Source organism: Streptomyces sp. NPDC031365, assembly GCF_055569765.1.
The window spans coordinates 29,510-45,209 of sequence record NZ_JBVIIM010000016.1 but is presented as its reverse complement, the minus strand read 5'-3'; the positions used below and the strand labels follow the sequence as shown (position 1 = coordinate 45,209).

At 72.5% G+C, this 15,700-nt stretch carries 13 protein-coding genes; 5 read left to right on the top strand and 8 right to left on the bottom strand.

The features are described 5' to 3' along the window. Positions 1-89: 89 nt before the first annotated feature. The 7 genes from moeZ to ACZ5C2_RS22990 form a co-directional block, all read right to left on the bottom strand. The gene (gene moeZ / locus ACZ5C2_RS23020; RefSeq protein ID WP_468793978.1) at positions 90-1,268 is read right to left on the bottom strand and encodes an adenylyltransferase/sulfurtransferase MoeZ; all 1,179 of its coding nucleotides are present in this window, start codon (positions 1,266-1,268) and stop codon (positions 90-92) included. Between the two features lie 63 nt (positions 1,269-1,331). Further along, a complete protein-coding gene (locus ACZ5C2_RS23015) occupies positions 1,332-2,078 on the bottom strand; it encodes a spherulation-specific family 4 protein (RefSeq protein WP_468793975.1) in 747 nt (248 codons plus the stop codon). Beyond that, positions 2,066-3,112, bottom strand: a complete 1,047-nt coding sequence (locus ACZ5C2_RS23010) for an NAD-dependent epimerase/dehydratase family protein (protein WP_468793972.1) — start codon at positions 3,110-3,112, stop codon at positions 2,066-2,068. Before ACZ5C2_RS23010 ends, ACZ5C2_RS23015 begins: the two co-directional genes overlap by 13 nt. Positions 3,113-3,874: 762 nt before the next feature. Then, entirely contained in the window at positions 3,875-5,008 is a 1,134-nt protein-coding gene (locus ACZ5C2_RS23005; RefSeq protein WP_468793969.1) for a hypothetical protein, read from the bottom strand. Continuing rightward, entirely contained in the window at positions 5,005-6,660 is a 1,656-nt protein-coding gene (locus tag ACZ5C2_RS23000) for a DUF3492 domain-containing protein (RefSeq protein ID WP_468793966.1), read from the bottom strand. The genes ACZ5C2_RS23005 and ACZ5C2_RS23000 overlap by 4 nt, the downstream gene beginning before the upstream one ends. 193 nt (positions 6,661-6,853) lie before the next feature. Further along, positions 6,854-8,548, bottom strand: a complete 1,695-nt coding sequence (locus ACZ5C2_RS22995; RefSeq protein ID WP_468793963.1) for a DUF3152 domain-containing protein — start codon at positions 8,546-8,548, stop codon at positions 6,854-6,856. Between the two features lie 8 nt (positions 8,549-8,556). Further along, positions 8,557-9,621 carry an alpha/beta fold hydrolase gene (locus ACZ5C2_RS22990; protein ID WP_468793960.1) on the bottom strand — a complete coding sequence of 355 codons (1,065 nt, stop codon included), beginning with the start codon at positions 9,619-9,621 and terminating at the stop codon, positions 8,557-8,559. Between the two features lie 216 nt (positions 9,622-9,837). On the opposite strand from ACZ5C2_RS22990, the gene ACZ5C2_RS22985 reads away from it, so the two are divergent. The 4 genes from ACZ5C2_RS22985 (at position 9,838) to ACZ5C2_RS22970 (ending at position 11,891) form a co-directional block, all read left to right on the top strand. Further along, the gene (locus tag ACZ5C2_RS22985; RefSeq protein ID WP_468793957.1) at positions 9,838-10,068 is read left to right on the top strand and encodes a hypothetical protein; all 231 of its coding nucleotides are present in this window, start codon (positions 9,838-9,840) and stop codon (positions 10,066-10,068) included. A 210-nt stretch (positions 10,069-10,278) separates the two neighbouring features. Next, positions 10,279-10,923 carry a TetR/AcrR family transcriptional regulator gene (locus tag ACZ5C2_RS22980; protein WP_468793954.1) on the top strand — a complete coding sequence of 215 codons (645 nt, stop codon included), beginning with the start codon at positions 10,279-10,281 and terminating at the stop codon, positions 10,921-10,923. Between the two features lie 143 nt (positions 10,924-11,066). Next, a complete protein-coding gene (locus tag ACZ5C2_RS22975) occupies positions 11,067-11,294 on the top strand; it encodes a DUF3107 domain-containing protein (RefSeq protein ID WP_030220063.1) in 228 nt (75 codons plus the stop codon). Positions 11,295-11,621: 327 nt separating this feature from the next. Continuing rightward, on the top strand, positions 11,622-11,891 hold the full coding sequence (locus ACZ5C2_RS22970) for a hypothetical protein (RefSeq protein WP_468793951.1): 270 nt from the start codon (positions 11,622-11,624) through the stop codon (positions 11,889-11,891). A gap of 57 nt (positions 11,892-11,948) precedes the next feature. Here ACZ5C2_RS22970 and ACZ5C2_RS22965 read toward each other — a convergent pair whose 3' ends face one another. Then, entirely contained in the window at positions 11,949-12,704 is a 756-nt protein-coding gene (locus ACZ5C2_RS22965; RefSeq protein WP_468793948.1) for a ferritin-like domain-containing protein, read from the bottom strand. Between the two features lie 480 nt (positions 12,705-13,184). Here ACZ5C2_RS22965 and ACZ5C2_RS22960 point away from each other — a divergent pair, with 480 nt between their 5' ends. Continuing rightward, entirely contained in the window at positions 13,185-15,686 is a 2,502-nt protein-coding gene (locus ACZ5C2_RS22960) for a DEAD/DEAH box helicase (RefSeq protein ID WP_468793945.1), read from the top strand. The last annotated feature ends 14 nt before the right edge of the window (positions 15,687-15,700 follow it).

Genomic DNA, 15,700 nt, shown 5'->3' with positions numbered 1-15,700 from the left:
GGAAAAAGAACGGCGGGTCCTGCCCGCGGGGGCGGGGGGCCCCCCCCCCCCCCCTTCCCCCCCCCCCCCCCCCCCTCGGCCGGTGTGGCTCAGTAGACCGGCTTCTCGGGTTCGATCTGGTTGACCCAGCCGATCACGCCGCCGCCCACGTGGACGGCGTCGGCGAAGCCCGCGGACTTCAGGACCGCGAGGACTTCCGCACTGCGGACACCCGTCTTGCAGTTCAAGACGATCTTCTTGTCCTGGGGCAGGCTCTCCAGGGCGTTGCCCATGAGGAACTCGTTCTTGGGGATGAGGCGGGCGCCCGGGATGGACACGATCTCGAACTCGTTCGGCTCGCGGACGTCGATGAGTTCGATGCTCTCGCCGTCGTCGATCCACTCCTTGAGCTGCTTGGGAGTGATCGTGGAGTCGGCCGCCGCCGCCTGGGCCTCCTCGGACACGACGCCGCAGAAGGCCTCGTAGTCGATGAGTTCGGTGACGGTCGGGTTCTCGCCGCAGATCGCGCAGTCGGGGTCCTTGCGGACCTTGACCTGGCGGTACTGCATCTCCAGGGCGTCGTAGATCATCAGGCGGCCGAGGAGGGGCTCACCGATACCGGCGAGCAGCTTGATGGCCTCGTTGGCCTGGATCGAGCCGATGGACGCGCACAGCACGCCCAGAACGCCGCCCTCGGCGCAGGAGGGGACCATGCCGGGGGGCGGGGGCTCCGGGTAGAGGCACCGGTAGCAGGGGCCGTGCTCGGACCAGAAGACGGACGCCTGACCGTCGAATCGGTAGATCGAACCCCACACGTACGGCTTGTTCAGCAGCACGCAGGCGTCGTTGACCAGGTAGCGGGTCGCGAAGTTGTCCGTGCCGTCCACGATCAGGTCGTACTGGGCGAAGATGCCCATCACGTTGTCGGCCTCGAGCCGCTCCTCGTGAAGGACCACGTTCACGTACGGGTTGATGCCCTTGATCGTGTCCCGCGCGGATTCCGCCTTGGGACGGCCGATGTCGGACTGGCTGTGGATGACCTGGCGCTGCAGGTTCGACTCGTCGACCTCGTCGAACTCCACGATGCCGAGCGTGCCCACGCCCGCCGCGGCCATATACATCAGCCCCGGGGAACCCAGGCCGCCGGCGCCCACAAAGAGCACCTTGGCGTTCTTCAGCCGCTTCTGCCCGTCCATCCCCACATCGGGGATGATCAGGTGGCGGGAGTACCTGCGGACCTCGTCTACGGTGAGCTCGGGGGCCGGCTCGACCAGGGGTGGCAGCGACACGGGGACTCCGTTGGTCGGTCAATCAGTACGGTTGTTCTGCGCTTAACACTGCCACGCCCTTTTTCATTCCGAGACACCCGTTCCGACACGCGAGACGATGTCGTCCCAGTAGCCGGGCAGCGGCTCCCAGGGGCCGGTGAGCCGGCGGGGGGTGTGATCGGTGAAGTAGACCGTCCCGGCGCCCTGCCAGCGGGCGATGCGCAGGGCTTCGTCCAGGTGCGGCCCGGGCACTCCGTGCACGAAGTGACAGAAGCGTTCCGGCGGATGGTCGGCGGTCCATTCGGCCACCTGCGACCAGCGGTAGTCGCTCCATCCGCCGGAGAAGGTGACCAGCTGGTCGGCGTGCTCCGCGTATCCGGGGTAGGGGTGGGTGCCGTGGCCCAGGACGATGTGGGCGTCCTCATCGACCACCCGGAGCGTGCCGACGGTCCGCCGCACGCCGGGGAACGCGGCGCGGTCGGCGGGGCAGCGGTCCAGGAGGAAGCCGTCCACCTGGTACCAGTCGAGGAAGAGGTGTGCGTCGGTAATCACCTCCCCGAAGGAACGGAGACCGTGGGCGAGGTCGAGGTGGCCGAGGACGCGGACTCCGGCGTTGCGCAGGCGGCCGGCCGCTTCCAGACAGTGCGGATCGGGCCGGACGCCGGGTCCGTCGGCCACGTTGAGCACCACCCAGTGCAGGGGAGTGCCCGGGCGGGCGAGTCTGTTCCACTCGGTGGCGGCGAGGAGCGGGTGCGCGAATCCGGGGATGCCGAGGCCGGTACGGACGTCTGTGCTCGCGGCGCCCGGTCTGACACGGGTCAGATACGGCATGCCGCCTCCATCCAGATGTCGGCCAGGGACTCCTCGAGGTTGATGCGGGGGCGCCAGCCGAGTCGGTCCCGGGCGGTGCGCACGTCCGCCTGCTGCCAGGTGCCGCAGCCGTCGGGGTACGGGAAGGCGGCGGGGTTGCCTGCGGCGGCGCCGGGGTGGTGGTCGGGGTCGGGGCGGGGGTGGCCGATGGTGGGTCTGAGGTGAGGGGTGTTCGTCGTGTGAGGGCCGGTGTGAGCGGCGTGGGTCATGTGGGGGGTGAGGGCGTGGTGCAGACCGGACGGGTTGTCCAGTTCGTTGAGGACACCGCCGTAGCCGGCCACCCGGGCGAGGATTCCGGCGGCGTCGCGGAGGCGGACGGCGCGGCCCGAACCGATGTTGATGACGCCCTGCGCGGCGGACAGGGAGGCGGCGTGGACGGCCCGGGCGACGTCGCGGACGTCGACGAAGTCCCGCTGCACGCCGAGGCCGCCGAGCTTGAGCTCGGCGTCACCGGACTGCATGGCGCGCCGCATGGCCTCGGCGAGGCGGCCGAGGGGGGAACCGGCGGGGGTGCCGGGGCCCACGGGTGAGAAGACCCGCAGCACCACGGCGTCCAGGCCGGAACCGAGGACCAGTTCGGTGGCGGCGAGTTTGCTGACGCCGTACGGGCCGCCGGGTCGGGGCACGGCATCCTCCGCGGTGGAGGAGCCGGGCTGGCTGGGACCGTACTCCGAGCCGCAGCCGAGCTGTACGAGCCTCGCGCCGCAGCCGCTGCGGCGCAGGGCCTCGCAGACGGTGGCGACGGCGACGGTGTTGTGACGGGTGAGTTCGCGGGCGCCGCCTCGTGTGGCGCCCGCGCAGTTGACGACTACGCCGGGATGGACGGCGTCGAGGAAGCGGGTGAGGGCGCCGGGGCTGCCGGTGGCGAGGTCGAAGCGGACGTCGGCGTCATCTCCCCGGCCGAGGGCGGTGAGCTGGACCGCGGGGTCGGCGAGGAGGCGGTCGGCGACGAAGCGGCCGATGTGGCCGTTGGCTCCGATCATCAGGACTCTCATCGGGCCGCTCCTTCGGGAGGGCACGGGGCTGCTGGACGGGGGGTCATGTGGGGTTCTCCTTCGGGTGAGGGTCGTACTGCTCGCGGTGTGCCGTTCGGTGCGGATGTCTGCGGCGCCGTTCGGTCGGGTGGATGTGCGGGTCGTATGCCTGCGACGACGCCGCTCCTCCGGTGAGGGCCGGCCCCGCGCCTTCGGCCGGCGGGTGGGCCGGGGCCGCCGCGTCGGGGCGGTCTGGCCTCCGGCCGGCGCGCGATGGGTCACGTGGGCGGGGTGCGGGGCGCGGGGCGCGCCGACCACTACGGGCGGCCGTCCTCGCGCCGTCCCCGCGCCGCCGTGGGCAGCCGCTGCCGCCCGACGCCGTAGCAGCCCAACGCCGTACGCTCCTGCCGCACGGCCCCCGCCGGGCCCACGGCCGAATACGCCGTGTGCCGCGCGCGCCGGCGCTCGCCGCGCCTCGCGCGGACAGCCACAGCCGCACCACCGCGCGCGGTGACATGCCGCGCCCGCCCCCCACGCCACGGCCACCACGAGCGGCCGTGCCGCCGGGGCGACGGGAGTTCCCCCGCTCGTGCGAAGCCGGGAGTGGGGAAGGGTGGGCGCGACGGCGCCCCGCGAGCGCCGGACCGCGCGACCCGCCCCGTGTGCCCGCCGACACCGGGGCAGCGTGCAAGCACCGGGTTGCACGGCCCACGCCGGCGCAGGGCATCGTGCGAGCTCCCGGTTGGCCAGCCCGCTCGCTGCGCGCACCGACCCCGCGGCCGGTCATCGTGCTTGCTCCGCAGGGATGTGTGCCGAGGCGCGGGGGAGGGTGCGGGAGGCGTGGAACAGCAGGGTCAGGGCCGCCACTCCGCAGGTGAGGGTGGGGACCGCCGCGGGGTTCCAGGCGGTCAGGGCTTCCACCGGTGCGGACAGGGCGGCACAGCCGGGGAGGCGGGCGGCGAAGACCGCGGCCAGGGCCGTCGCCTGGGTGGTGGCCGTGATCATGAGGATCACCTTGGGCGCGTGGGTGAAGCCGTGGATCGTGAGGAGGCGGGCCAGGAAGAGCAGAGCACCCAGGGCGAGCGTCTCGGTGAGGGCGACGGACTCGTCGAGGAGTGCGGTCGTCGCGGTGAGCAGCGCTGTCAGTGCGACCAGGAACAGCCCGAACGTGGCCAGGAGCACGGGGCGCACGGAGGAGGCGAAGTCCTCCAGGCCACGGCTGGAATCGAGCCGACGGCGGGCACGGGTGGTGAAGAGGTGGGCCGCCCAGGCCGCCGGCGCGCAGGCGAGGGCGAGTGCCAGGACCGGGGCGGCGGTGAGCGGCCAGCGTCCCTCGGCCGTGCCGTCGGGCAGGCCGTCGGGGCCGCCGGTGATCGCCGTGTGCAGCAGACCGTCGCCCAGGAAGGCGTAGCCGATGAGCAGCCAGCAGGTCCAGGACGCGGTGCCCGAGTGGGGTGTGTGGGGGGCGGTGCTCAGCGGGCCCCGGCGCAGTACCGCGCGGAGGGCAAGGGCGGTGGCGAGGATGCCGGTGGCTGCCGCGTAGAGGCGGGTCTCGCCCTCGGTGTGGCGCAGGGCGGTCACCGCCGCCGCGCACATGGCGCCGGGGAGGAGGGGGAGGAGGGAGAGGAGTCGGGTCCGGGTCGTCCTGCCGGGGGGTTCCTCGCGGGGTGTGGTGGAGCGCGGGCAGTCACTGTCGCGGGGGACCCGGGCGTAGAGCTCCTCCGCCAGGGAGAAGACGTCGCGGTGGCGGAAACGGGCGGCGGTTCGGTCGGTGATGCCGTGGGCCTCGAGGCCCGCTGCGATCTCCAAGGGGTCCACCGCCCGCAGGCACAGGTCGTGGTGGCGGTGCAGGAGTGCCTTGACGGGGTCCGCCACACCGGGAGGAGCACTGCGGTTCAGTTCGCCCAGGTCGGTCATCGGGCTCTCTCCGTCGCGGGTACCGGGGCGTCCATGGCCCACGCGGGGAGGGCGCGGGGGGCCGGATCGGTCCAGAGTCCGGGAACGTGGGCCTCGGCGGGGGCTGCGAAGGGCAACGGGTCACCGGTGCCGTCGAGGACGAGGCGGCGGACCGGGGTCCGCGCGACGATCTCCAGGTACAGGCCGTGGAAGGCCGCGATGTTCTGGTCGACGGTGAACAACTCGAGCGCGCGGGTGCGCGCGGCGGCGCCGAGGCGGATGCGGCGCTCGGGGTCGCGCAGCAGGGCGACACAGGCCTCGGCCAGTGCCCTCGGATTGCGCGGTGGCACGACGAGCCCGGTACCGCCGATGGCCTCCACGACCGCGCCGGCATCCGTGGAGACCGTCGCGCGCCCGCAGAACATCGCCTCGACCAGCTCTGTCGGGAAGCCCTCGACCACGCTGGAGCGGACGGTCACGGCCCCGCCGGCATAGGCGTCGGCGAGGGCGCCCGGACCGGGACCGCCGACCTCCTCGAACGACACGGGGTTGTCGCCGGCCGCATGGGGGTCCCCGGCCTCGTCCGGGAAGAGCTGCGCTGCCAGTGTCTTGCAGTGGCCGAGGTAGCCGGCGCCCTCGGGGCCCGACGGGCCACCGATGATCCGCAGGCGGGTCTTCGGTTCCTCCTCGCGGACCGCCGCGAAGGCGTGCAGCAGTGAGACCAGGTCCTTGGCGGGCTCCACCCGGCCGACCCAGACGAGGGTGTGCGGGTCCCCGCTCTTCGGGGACTCCCCCACCTCGGCGAAGGGTGCGGCGTCCATGCCCGGATACACCGTGCGCAGCTTCGCCGGGTCGGCGCCACAGCGCTCCTGCCAGCGGCGGGCGTGTGTGTTGCCGGGCGTGATGAACGCGGCCCGGCGGTAGGTCTCCGCAGCGAGCCCGCCGTGGAAGGCGGCGAGCAGGGAGCGGACCGCGGGTGGCGCGTCCGGGCGGGTCAGGTAGTGCGTCCGCAGACGTACGCCGTACTCGGTGAGCAGGAGCGGGATGTCGAAGAAGTGGTGGGCGAGCAGCCCCGGAAGGGCCGCCACTCCTCCGGAGGCGGCGTGGCACAGGTCCACCGCGCCGAGCCCGTCCTCCTCGTACCAGTCGAGCGAGAGGGGGCGCAGGGCACGCTCCAGGTGCGTGGCGACGGCCAGCAGATCCGGGACGCGGGCCTCGCGCGCGGCGCGCCGGGTTCCGGGCGCACGGCAGGCGCGCTCCAGGGCGCGTACGGCCGTTTCGGAACGGAGCGCGGCCACCAGGCCGCCTTCGTCGCGGGCGAGTTCGGCGAGGCCGTGGAGCGCGGTGGTGAAACGGTCCGCCTCGGGGGTGGTGGAGTCCGGCGCGGCGCAGAGGGCGGCGGCCAGTTCGCCGTAGAGCTCGGCGAAGCGTCGGCGTGCGCGGCGGCCGTACACCACGCCGTCGTCCTCGGCCGCCCACAGGGGCGCGGTGCGTACCCTGCGGACCTGGGGCGGCAGCGGGACCCAGCCCGCGTCCTCCTGGGCTTCGGCGCCGCTGAACGCGTAGACGTCGAACTCGTGTTGCTCGAGTCCGTGCACCAGGCGGTCGCACCAGAGCCCGCCCTCACCGCCCACGTACGGATAGCCACCCTCCGTAAGCAGTCCGATGCGCACGTGTGCACCCCCGATCTCCCGTGTGGGGAGCCGCCGTTGGCCCGGCGGCTCGCAGCGGGACGAACGTATGCGGAACAGGCGGTGGCGCGACGGACGGTTGTCCATCACGCCACCAAAAGGGGTGAACGGGCGTAACTTTCCCGCGCGGGACGCGTTCGGGGCGCTAGGACATCAGTGTGCGGTCAGATGATGATCAGCCCTTGGGATAGGCCCAGGGGTTGGGGCGGCAGCTGATCCCGTTGTGGTCGAGGAACTTGGTCTGCTGCTGCATGACCGGGGCCAGGTCACCGTTCTTGTCGCATGTGACGTGGTTGTAGCCCAGGCGATGGCCGATCTCGTGGTTGATCAGCATCTGTCGGTAGGCGTGGATCTCGTCGCCGTAGGTCTCGGCACCCCGGGCCCACCGGTACGCGTTGATCATCACGCGTTCGGTGGCCGCGGAATCGCAGGAGACGTTCTGCTCGGTGGTGTCCAGGCCGGACTTGGCACACCAGTCGGCGGTGGTCCTGGAGCCGGCGAGGGTGATCACGAAGTCGACCCGGCCGGAGTGGATGCGCTCGAAGGTGCGGGCACCGTTGTGCGCCCAGCTGCGGTTGTCGTTGAGCGTCCTGTGCACGGCCTCGGCGAAGAGCTCGCCGTCGAGGCCGAGCCCCTGCTCCACGTCCACGCGGTAGGTGATCTTCTCCCCCTTGCCGGGCGCCTTGTCGATGCCGGGGATCGCGTAGAACTTCCCGCTGCCCGCGCGCGTGGCGCCGAGCGGGTACTTCTTGTCCATCTTCTGCTCGTACGTCAGCGGTTCGACGGGGGGCACCTCGGGCGTCTCCCGGACGTCACCGCGCGAGGCGGGCTCCCGGACGTCGCGGGCCTGCTCACCGGCCGACTGCGCCTGCACTCCGGCGCCGTCCTGCTCCTCGGCGACCTGGCCGGCCACGACGACGGCCAGCACCGTGGTGACGGCGGCGGCCGCCATTCCGGTGAACGCGCGGCCCTTGACGCCCTTGGTCTGCGCGGGCTCCCCGGTCGGCGGCCCGTCGGCGTCGGCGTCGGCGTCGGCGGGGACTCCGGTGGCCGGAGCACCGTTCCAGTCGGTGACCGCGGCGTACGGGTCGGCGGGGCGCGCCACGTCCGGCGGGCGGGGGGTGGCGGCGGGTGCGTGCGACGCGAAGAGGTCGGTGTCCTCGGTGAAGGCGTCGAGGTAGTCCTGGCGCGGCCCTCCCCGGGGCGCCCGCCGCTGTCGCGGGAGGGGCACCCCCGCTCCGGCCGCCGGCATGCCGTACCCGGTCCCCGCCGTCGTCCGACCGCTCGACGTCCCCCACCCGCCGCCGGGTTCCCGCTGCTCGGGGTGTCCCCCACGGGCCTGGGGAACACCACGGGCGGGTGTGCCGTCGGGAAGCCGGGGAACACCATGGGCCGGGGTGCCGTCGGTGAACCTCGGCACACCACGAGCGGGGGTCCCGTCAGGGGGGCGCGGGCCACCGTGCGCCGGAGTCCCGTCCGGCAGTCGCGGAAAGCCGTGCGCCGGAGTCCCGTCCGGCAGCCAGCCGTCCGCAAGACGCGGCACACCGTGTGCGGGTGTCCCGTCCGCAAGACGCGGCATACCGTCGGCCGGCGCCCCGTATCCCCCCGTTCCGTACACCGGAGTGCCGTGCGCCGGAGTTCCGGGCTGGGTTCCGTAGGGAACCCCGTACCCCTGAGCCCCGCCCATGGGTGGGCGCCCGGGCAGCGGCTGCGGGGCCGGCCCCTGTGCCGGCGGCGTCCGGCGTACGCCCTGACGCGCGTCCCGCCGGTCGTCCCGGCGGCCTTCGCGGCCGTCCCGGCTCTCCCGTTCTGCGGTTGTGTCCGTGGTGTCGCCCTTGGGAGCGGGTCCACGTCGGCTGTGGCGTCCCACCTCGCGCCTCAGCCCCTCATGTTCTCGGCGGTGGTTCCGCCACCGATGCCGGCGGGGAAACCCGGAGCGCTCTGCGCGTCCGGCTCCCCAGTATTCCCCTCATCGGCCGAATCCGTTGTATTCATGAGAAGTTCGCGGAAGGCGAGGGCCACGGTCTCGGGGTACTCCATCATCGCCACGTGCCCGGCGTCCGGAAGCGTCACCAGCCGGGAATCCCGGAAGGCACGCGCCGACCGCTGAGCCATCCGGAAGCCGACGAGCTGGTCCCGGCCGCCGTAGACGAGCAGGGTCGGAGCGAGCACCCGCTCGGCCTGGCGCCACAGTCCCTGCTGGCCACCCAGGGTGTACGCGTTGACGAGACCTCGCGCGGAGCGTGCCATCGCGTCCCAGAAGTACGGCAGCCGCAGCCGCCGCTCCATCTCGTGCACGGCGTTTCGGAACCCTTCCGGCGACACCCGCTCGGGGTCCCCGTAACAGAGCTTCATCACACCGCGGACCCGCTGTTCCGCTGTCCACTCCCGGGTGATCCGGGTGAACAGCGGTGCGATCCCGGGCACCGCCAGCAGTCCCGTGGGAACGGCGGTGCGCTGCACCCGCAGTTCCGGCAGGGCCGGTGACACGAGCGTGAGGGTACGGACGAGGTCGGGGCGAACGGCGGCGATGCGGGTCGTGACCGCACCGCCGAGCGAATTGCCGAGGAGATGCACCGGGCCCCGACCGGAGGCGTCGAGATAACGGATCACCGCGCGTGCGTGGGCGGTGATGGAGTAATCACCGTCGTCCGGCGGCGGGGAGTCGCCGAAGCCCGGCAGATCCACCGCCTCGCTGTCGACTACGTCGTGCAGCAGCGGCATGAGAGCCGACCAGTTCAGTGAGGAACCGCCGAGTCCGTGGACGTAGAGGGCGGACGGCAGTCCTTCACGGGCGGGCGGCCTCGACCGGACCGAAAGCGTGACGCCCGGCAGTTGCACCGACCTGAGCCGCTCACCCTCCGCGACCCTGACGGCCGCCGCCTCGGGCAGCACACTTGCGGGCGGCACGGGCGGCACGGACGGCAGCTCGGTCGAAGACATGCGGCAATGTTACGAGACGATCACGCACTGGCTCATGTGTTCGGCATCACAGGGCTGGACGACCGGCCCGGCACACGTCCCGGGCGGGTGCGCACGCCCTCACATCCCGGTCGCGGATCGCATGGCGTCCGGATCGGGTGTCTCCTAGGCTCGTACAGAGGGCACCCGTATGTGGCCCCTGCATTTTCAGGGACGTTCGTAGGAAGGGAGCCCAGCATGGCCGTAGACCCGACCGACCCCGAGACGTTCACGGAGGACGAGGACGCGCCCGAGGGCGGCCAGCAGCACGACGTGGAGGCGCCCGAGGTCGATGCGGCCGAGCAGCAGGCGGAGGTGAATCCGGACCGGGACGACTCGCTGACCGACGTCGACCCCGACCGTGCCAGCGAGGCGGATCTGATGGAACAGGCCCGGGTCGTCTCCCTCGACGAGGACGAGTACCGGTGAGGCGCGTGCCGGCCGGGGCGTCGTCGAGCGACGAGACGTGCCATGAAGGGGATTCTTCTTGCCCGCTCTGACAGCTTTTGAAACCGTCCATACCGCTTTCGCCCCCGTCCGGTCCGTGAAATTCTGCGCCCTCACCGCGCACACCACGGTTACCGAAAAGTACGATGGCGGCGCGGCTCACACCGCACATGGACGAAAAGGGGAGGCGGCGTGACAGCCATCGAGCAGACAGACGCGGTACGCCCGAGGGGTACACGCCTGCCGCGCCGTGCCCGACGAAACCAGTTGCTGGGCGCCGCCCAGGAAGTCTTCGTCGCGCAGGGCTATCACGCGGCGGCGATGGATGACATCGCCGAGCGGGCCGGCGTGAGCAAGCCGGTGCTGTACCAGCACTTCCCGGGCAAGCTCGATCTCTATCTCGCACTGCTGGACCAGCATTGCGAGGCGCTGATCCAGTCGGTGCGCCACGCGCTGGCGTCGACGACGGACAACAAGCAGCGCGTCCGGGCGACCATGGACGCCTACTTCGCGTACGTCGAGGACGACGGCGGAGCGTTCCGCCTGGTGTTCGAGTCGGACCTGACGAACGAGCCGGCCGTGCGCGAGCGCGTCGACAAGGTCACCAGCGACTGTGCGGAGGCCATCTGCGACGTCATCGCGGAGGACACCGGGCTGTCGCGGGCGGAGTCGACGCTGCTCGCCTCGGGGCTCGGCGGCCTCGCCCAGGTGGTGGCGCGGTCCTGGCTGCACAGCGACCGCAGCGTGCCGCGCGACCAGGCGGTGCAGTTGCTGACCTCGCTGGCCTGGCGGGGCATCGCCGGATTCCCGCTGCACGGCAGCGATCAGCAGCACTGAGGCCGCCGACGGGGCGTTCTTTCCCGTGGGCTGTTCGCTCCTGGCGTTGCCGGGCGCACCGTGTACGTCCCCTCACCGGGCTAATGTGTGCTGGTACGGCGCGGAAGGTCGCGCACTTCACTGACCGTCGGAGGGACATAGCCGTGGAGGTCAAGATCGGCGTGCAGCACGCGCCCCGCGAGATCGTTCTGGAGAGCGGTCAGAGCGCCGAGGAGGTCGAGCGTGTGGTGGCCGAGGCGCTGGCCGGGAAGTCGCAGCTGCTGAGTCTCGTGGACGAGCACGGCCGCAAGATCCTGGTCCCGGCCGACCGTCTCGCGTACATCGAGATCGGCGAGCCGGCCCCGCGCAAGGTGGGCTTCGGCGCGCTGTAGGCGACGACCGGAAGTCGTGAGAAGGGCCCGGCGGTTCTCGCACCGCCGGGCCCTTCCGCGTGTCCTGCCGTCCGTCGGTTTGCCCTTCGTCGGGCAGCACGCTCGACCTCTGGCCGGAGCACCACACCGTGCCTCGTCGAAGGGCGATGCCCGGCGTCCGACCGCCGGACGTGGCAGGCGCTCTTCCGTCCGTCCGCCCTTCCACCCCCGCGCCCTTCACGGATGGAGCACGGGTTCTCCTCAAGGGTGGATTGAACTCCGCAGGTCAGGGGTAGGACGGGCTACGACCGAATGTGAGCAGGCCGGCCATGTGGGAGGGACCCCAGCATGCTCTTGGAAGCGCTCAGCTCCGCGATCCTCGGCCTTGCTCTGGCGTGGGCGGCATATCACCGCATGCCGCACCGTCTCCCCGCCCGCGCCCTGGTCCTGCCGACCGGTGTGGCAGGAGCGCTGTCCGGCGCCTTCGTCATGAACACCGCGCTCGACGCCGGAAACATGCTGACGATACTGCTCGGCGCGGTGATCGTGTCCGTGGCATCGCTGTCGCTGCTGCTGCGTCCCGCGGGAAGACTGCGCCGCCGGTCGGCGACCGCCTGACCGGTCGCCGACGGTGGCGCCGGGGGTGAGCCGGACGGCAGCGGCCCGGGACGCCCCTCAGGCCGCGAGCCCCAGGGCCGCCATCCGCTTGGTGTGCGCCTCGGTGATCCGGGAGAACATCTTGCCGACTTCGGCGAGATCGAACCCGTCCGCGACGCCACCCACGAGCATCGTCGACAGCGCGTCCCGGTCGGCGACGACCCGCTGGGACTGCGACAGCGCCTCTCCCATCAGCCGCCGCGCCCACAGCGCCAGCCGGCCGCCCACGCGCGGGTCCGCGTCGATCGCCGCGCGCACCTTCTCCACGGCGAAGCCGCCGTGCCCCGTGTCGTCGAGCACGGCCAGCACCAGGGCGCGGCTGTCGGAGTCCAGACGGGCCGCGACCTCCCGGTAGAAGTCGCTGGCGATGGAGTCGCCGACGTAGGCCTTGACCAGGCCCTCCAGCCAGTCGGAGGGCGCCGTCTGCTTGTGGAAACCGTCGTAGGCGGCGACGAAGGGCTCCATCGCGAGCGTCGGCTCCTCACCGATCCCGGCGAGCCGGTCGCGCAGCCGCTCGAAGTGGTGGAACTCGGCCGAGGCCATCTTCGCCAGCGCCGCCTTGTCCGCCAGGGTGGGCGCAAGCTTGGCGTCCTCCGCGAGCCGCTCGAACGCCGCCAGCTCGCCGTACGCGAGCGCGCCGAGCAGATCCACGACGGCGGCACGGTACTGGGGGTCGGCGGAGGCGGCCGCCCAGTCCATGGCGGCGACGCCGGTGTGCCCGGCGGAGGTCTCGGGGGTGTCCGCGGCGTTGTCAGGCTTGTCAGAGCTCGTCATGAAGCGCACAATAGCCCGCTTGTCCCGCGCCGGAAGGCCGTGGTCAATCAGTGTGACGACGACTACGTGACCAAATCAGCCATGGCGTGTGCGCGAATCCGGGGTATGGTGGTAATGCGCCTGCTGAGCACTCTGACGTACTCGACAGGCCGTATGTATGAGGATGCCCGGTCGGTGGCCCGATCGGCTCCGACCCGACAGCCCTCTGAAGTCGTACGGCACAGTGCGTACGGAATCCGGAGGGACACCTCAGCGGTACGAACGCTCGAGCGTCGGCAGTGGTCCCGTGTCCTACGGCCTCGCCCGTAAGGCAGCCGACGTCCCCGGCACGGTCCCTACACGACCCCCGCGCTCGCCTCGCACCGCGCACACAGAAGAGGCAGCACCCTGACTACGACGTTCCGAGAGCTCGGAATTCTCCCCGAGACCGCCGAGGCCCTGGAGGCCGTCGGCATCATCACTCCCTTCCCCATCCAGGAGATGACGCTCCCCGTGGCCCTCACGGGCACGGACGTCATCGGCCAGGCCAAGACCGGCACCGGCAAGACGCTGGGCTTCGGCCTCCCGCTCCTCGAGCGCGTCACCGTCCCCGCGGACGTGGAAGCCGGCCGCGCCCGGCCCGAGGACCTCACCGACACCCCGCAGGCGCTGGTCGTCGTTCCCACACGCGAGCTGTGCACGCAGGTCACCAGTGATCTGCTCGCCGCCGGCAAGGTGCGCAATGTGCGCGTCACGGCCATCTACGGCGGCCGGGCCTACGAGCCTCAGGTAGAAGCGCTGAAGAAGGGCGTCGACGTGGTCGTCGGCACCCCGGGCCGGCTGCTCGATCTCGCCGGCCAGAAGAAGCTGAACCTGAAGCATGTGAAGGCGCTCGTCCTCGACGAGGCCGACGAGATGCTCGACCTGGGCTTCCTGCCCGACGTCGAGAAGATCATCAAACTGCTCCCGGTCAAGCGCCAGACCATGCTGTTCTCGGCCACCATGCCGGGCGCGGTGATCGGTCTGGCCCGCCGCTACATGTCGCAGCCGACGCACATCCGCGCCACGGCCCCGGACGACGAGGGCGCCACGGTCGCGAACACCACGCAGTTCATCTACCGCGCGCACAACATGGACAAGCCCGAGTTGGTCTCGCGGATACTGCAGGCCGACGGCCGGGGCCTGGTCATGGTCTTCTGCCGCACCAAGCGCACCGCCGCCGACCTCGCCGACCAGCTCAAGCAGCGCGGCTTCGCCTCCGGCGCGGTCCACGGCGACCTCGGCCAGGGCGCCCGTGAGCAGGCGCTGCGGGCGTTCCGCAACGGCAAGGTGGACGTGCTCGTCTGTACCGACGTCGCCGCCCGCGGCATCGACGTCGAGGGCGTGACGCACGTCATCAACTACCAGTCCCCCGAGGAAGAGAAGACGTATCTGCACCGCATCGGCCGCACCGGCCGCGCGGGTGCGAAGGGTACGGCGATCACGCTGGTCGACTGGGACGACATCCCCCGCTGGCAGCTCATCAACAAGGCGCTGGACCTGGGCTTCAGCGACCCGCCGGAGACGTACTCCACCTCGCCGCACCTGTTCAAGGACCTGGGTATTCCGGAGGGCACCAAGGGCATCCTGCCGCGCGCGGAGCGGACCCGCGCCGGGCTGGACGCGGAGGAGCTGGAGGATCTGGGCGAGCCGGGTGGCCGTGGCGGGCCGCGCGGACGCGGTGGCCGGGCCGGGCACGGTGGCCCCTCACGTCCCGAGGAGCGGGAGACCTCGACCCGTACGCCGCGCCGTCGCCGCCGCACGCGTGGCGGTTCGCCGACGGACGGGGCCGCACAGCAGCCCGCGGGCCTGCCTGCCGCCGAAGGTGCCGACGAGCCGGAGGCCGGCGGTGCCCCGCGCACCCCGCGCCGCCGTCGCCGTACGCGCAACGGGATCCCCTCGGGGGCACCGTCGGCGAGCTCCGTGGAGCCCGTGGAGGCGGCGGAGTCCGTCGTCGACACGGCCGAGGGCACGGCTGTGGACGCCGCCGAGGCCCACGCCACGTCGCGCCGCCGCCGTACCCGCAGGTCCACGGAGACGGCAGCGGTGGATGCGGTGGCCGTCGTCACCCCGTCGCCGGTCGGGGAAACCGCGGTGGCCGCGGCAGCCCCGGTCGCCACCGAGCCCGAGGCTCCGGCCGCGGAGCCGCGCCGCCGCCGTACCCGCAAGGCCACGGAGGCCGCCGAGTCCGCGGTCGACACGGCCGAGGCAGGCACCGAGGCGGTCGAGACCACGGAGAGCACGCCGCGCCGCACCCGCAGGACCGCCGCGAAGGCGGAAACGGCGGTTGACACGGCCGAGGGAAGCACCGAGCAGTCCGGGGCTGCGCAGGCCGGGCCCCGGCGTACGCGGAAGGCCGCGGCCACTGCCGGGACGCCGGTCGAGCAGGGTGCGGAGGAGACCGAGGCCAAGCCGCGCCGGACGCGGAAGACCGCCGCCAAGAAGGCCGAGGCCGGCGCCGACACCGCCGAGGCGGTCGAGGCCAAGCCACGGCGCACCCGCAAGACCGCGGCCACCGCCGAGGCCGCAGACACGGCCGAGGCCGCCGAGGCCAAGCCGCGCCGCCGCACCCGCAAGGCCGTCGAGGCCGACCCGGCGGCCGCCGCCGTCGACATCCCGGCGCAGACGTCCCCGGAGGCCGGGGCGACGGAGGCCAAGCCGCGCCGGACGCGGAAGGCCGCCGCCAAGAAGGCCGAGGCCGCCGCCGACACCGCCGAGGCGGTCGAGGCCAAGCCACGGCGCACCCGCAAGACCGCGGCCACCGCCGAGGCCGCAGACACGGCCGAGGCCGCCGAGGCCAAGCCGCGCCGCCGCACCCGCAAGGCCGTCGAGGCCGACCCGGCAGCCGTCGCCGTCGACATCCCGGCGCAGACGTCCCCGGAGCCGGATCCCGCGGACGGGACGAAGCCCAGGGCCCGCCGCACCCGGAAGGCCACGGCCGCCGTGGAGTCCGCGGAGGGCTGACGCACGACGCCGAC

Excerpts from the sequence above, each read along its gene's own strand:
- ACZ5C2_RS23015 (WP_468793975.1), bottom strand. The coding sequence starts at position 2,078 with ATGCCGTATCTGACCCGTGTCAGACCGGGCGCCGCGAGCACAGACGTC.
- ACZ5C2_RS23010 (WP_468793972.1), bottom strand. The coding sequence starts at position 3,112 with ATGAGAGTCCTGATGATCGGAGCCAACGGCCACATCGGCCGCTTCGTC.
- ACZ5C2_RS23005 (WP_468793969.1), bottom strand. The coding sequence starts at position 5,008 with ATGACCGACCTGGGCGAACTGAACCGCAGTGCTCCTCCCGGTGTGGCG.
- ACZ5C2_RS22990 (WP_468793960.1), bottom strand. The coding sequence starts at position 9,621 with ATGTCTTCGACCGAGCTGCCGTCCGTGCCGCCCGTGCCGCCCGCAAGT.
- ACZ5C2_RS22985 (WP_468793957.1), top strand. The coding sequence starts at position 9,838 with ATGGCCGTAGACCCGACCGACCCCGAGACGTTCACGGAGGACGAGGAC.
- ACZ5C2_RS22970 (WP_468793951.1), top strand. The coding sequence starts at position 11,622 with ATGCTCTTGGAAGCGCTCAGCTCCGCGATCCTCGGCCTTGCTCTGGCG.
- ACZ5C2_RS22965 (WP_468793948.1), bottom strand. The coding sequence starts at position 12,704 with ATGACGAGCTCTGACAAGCCTGACAACGCCGCGGACACCCCCGAGACC.
- ACZ5C2_RS22960 (WP_468793945.1), top strand. The coding sequence starts at position 13,185 with ATGACGCTCCCCGTGGCCCTCACGGGCACGGACGTCATCGGCCAGGCC.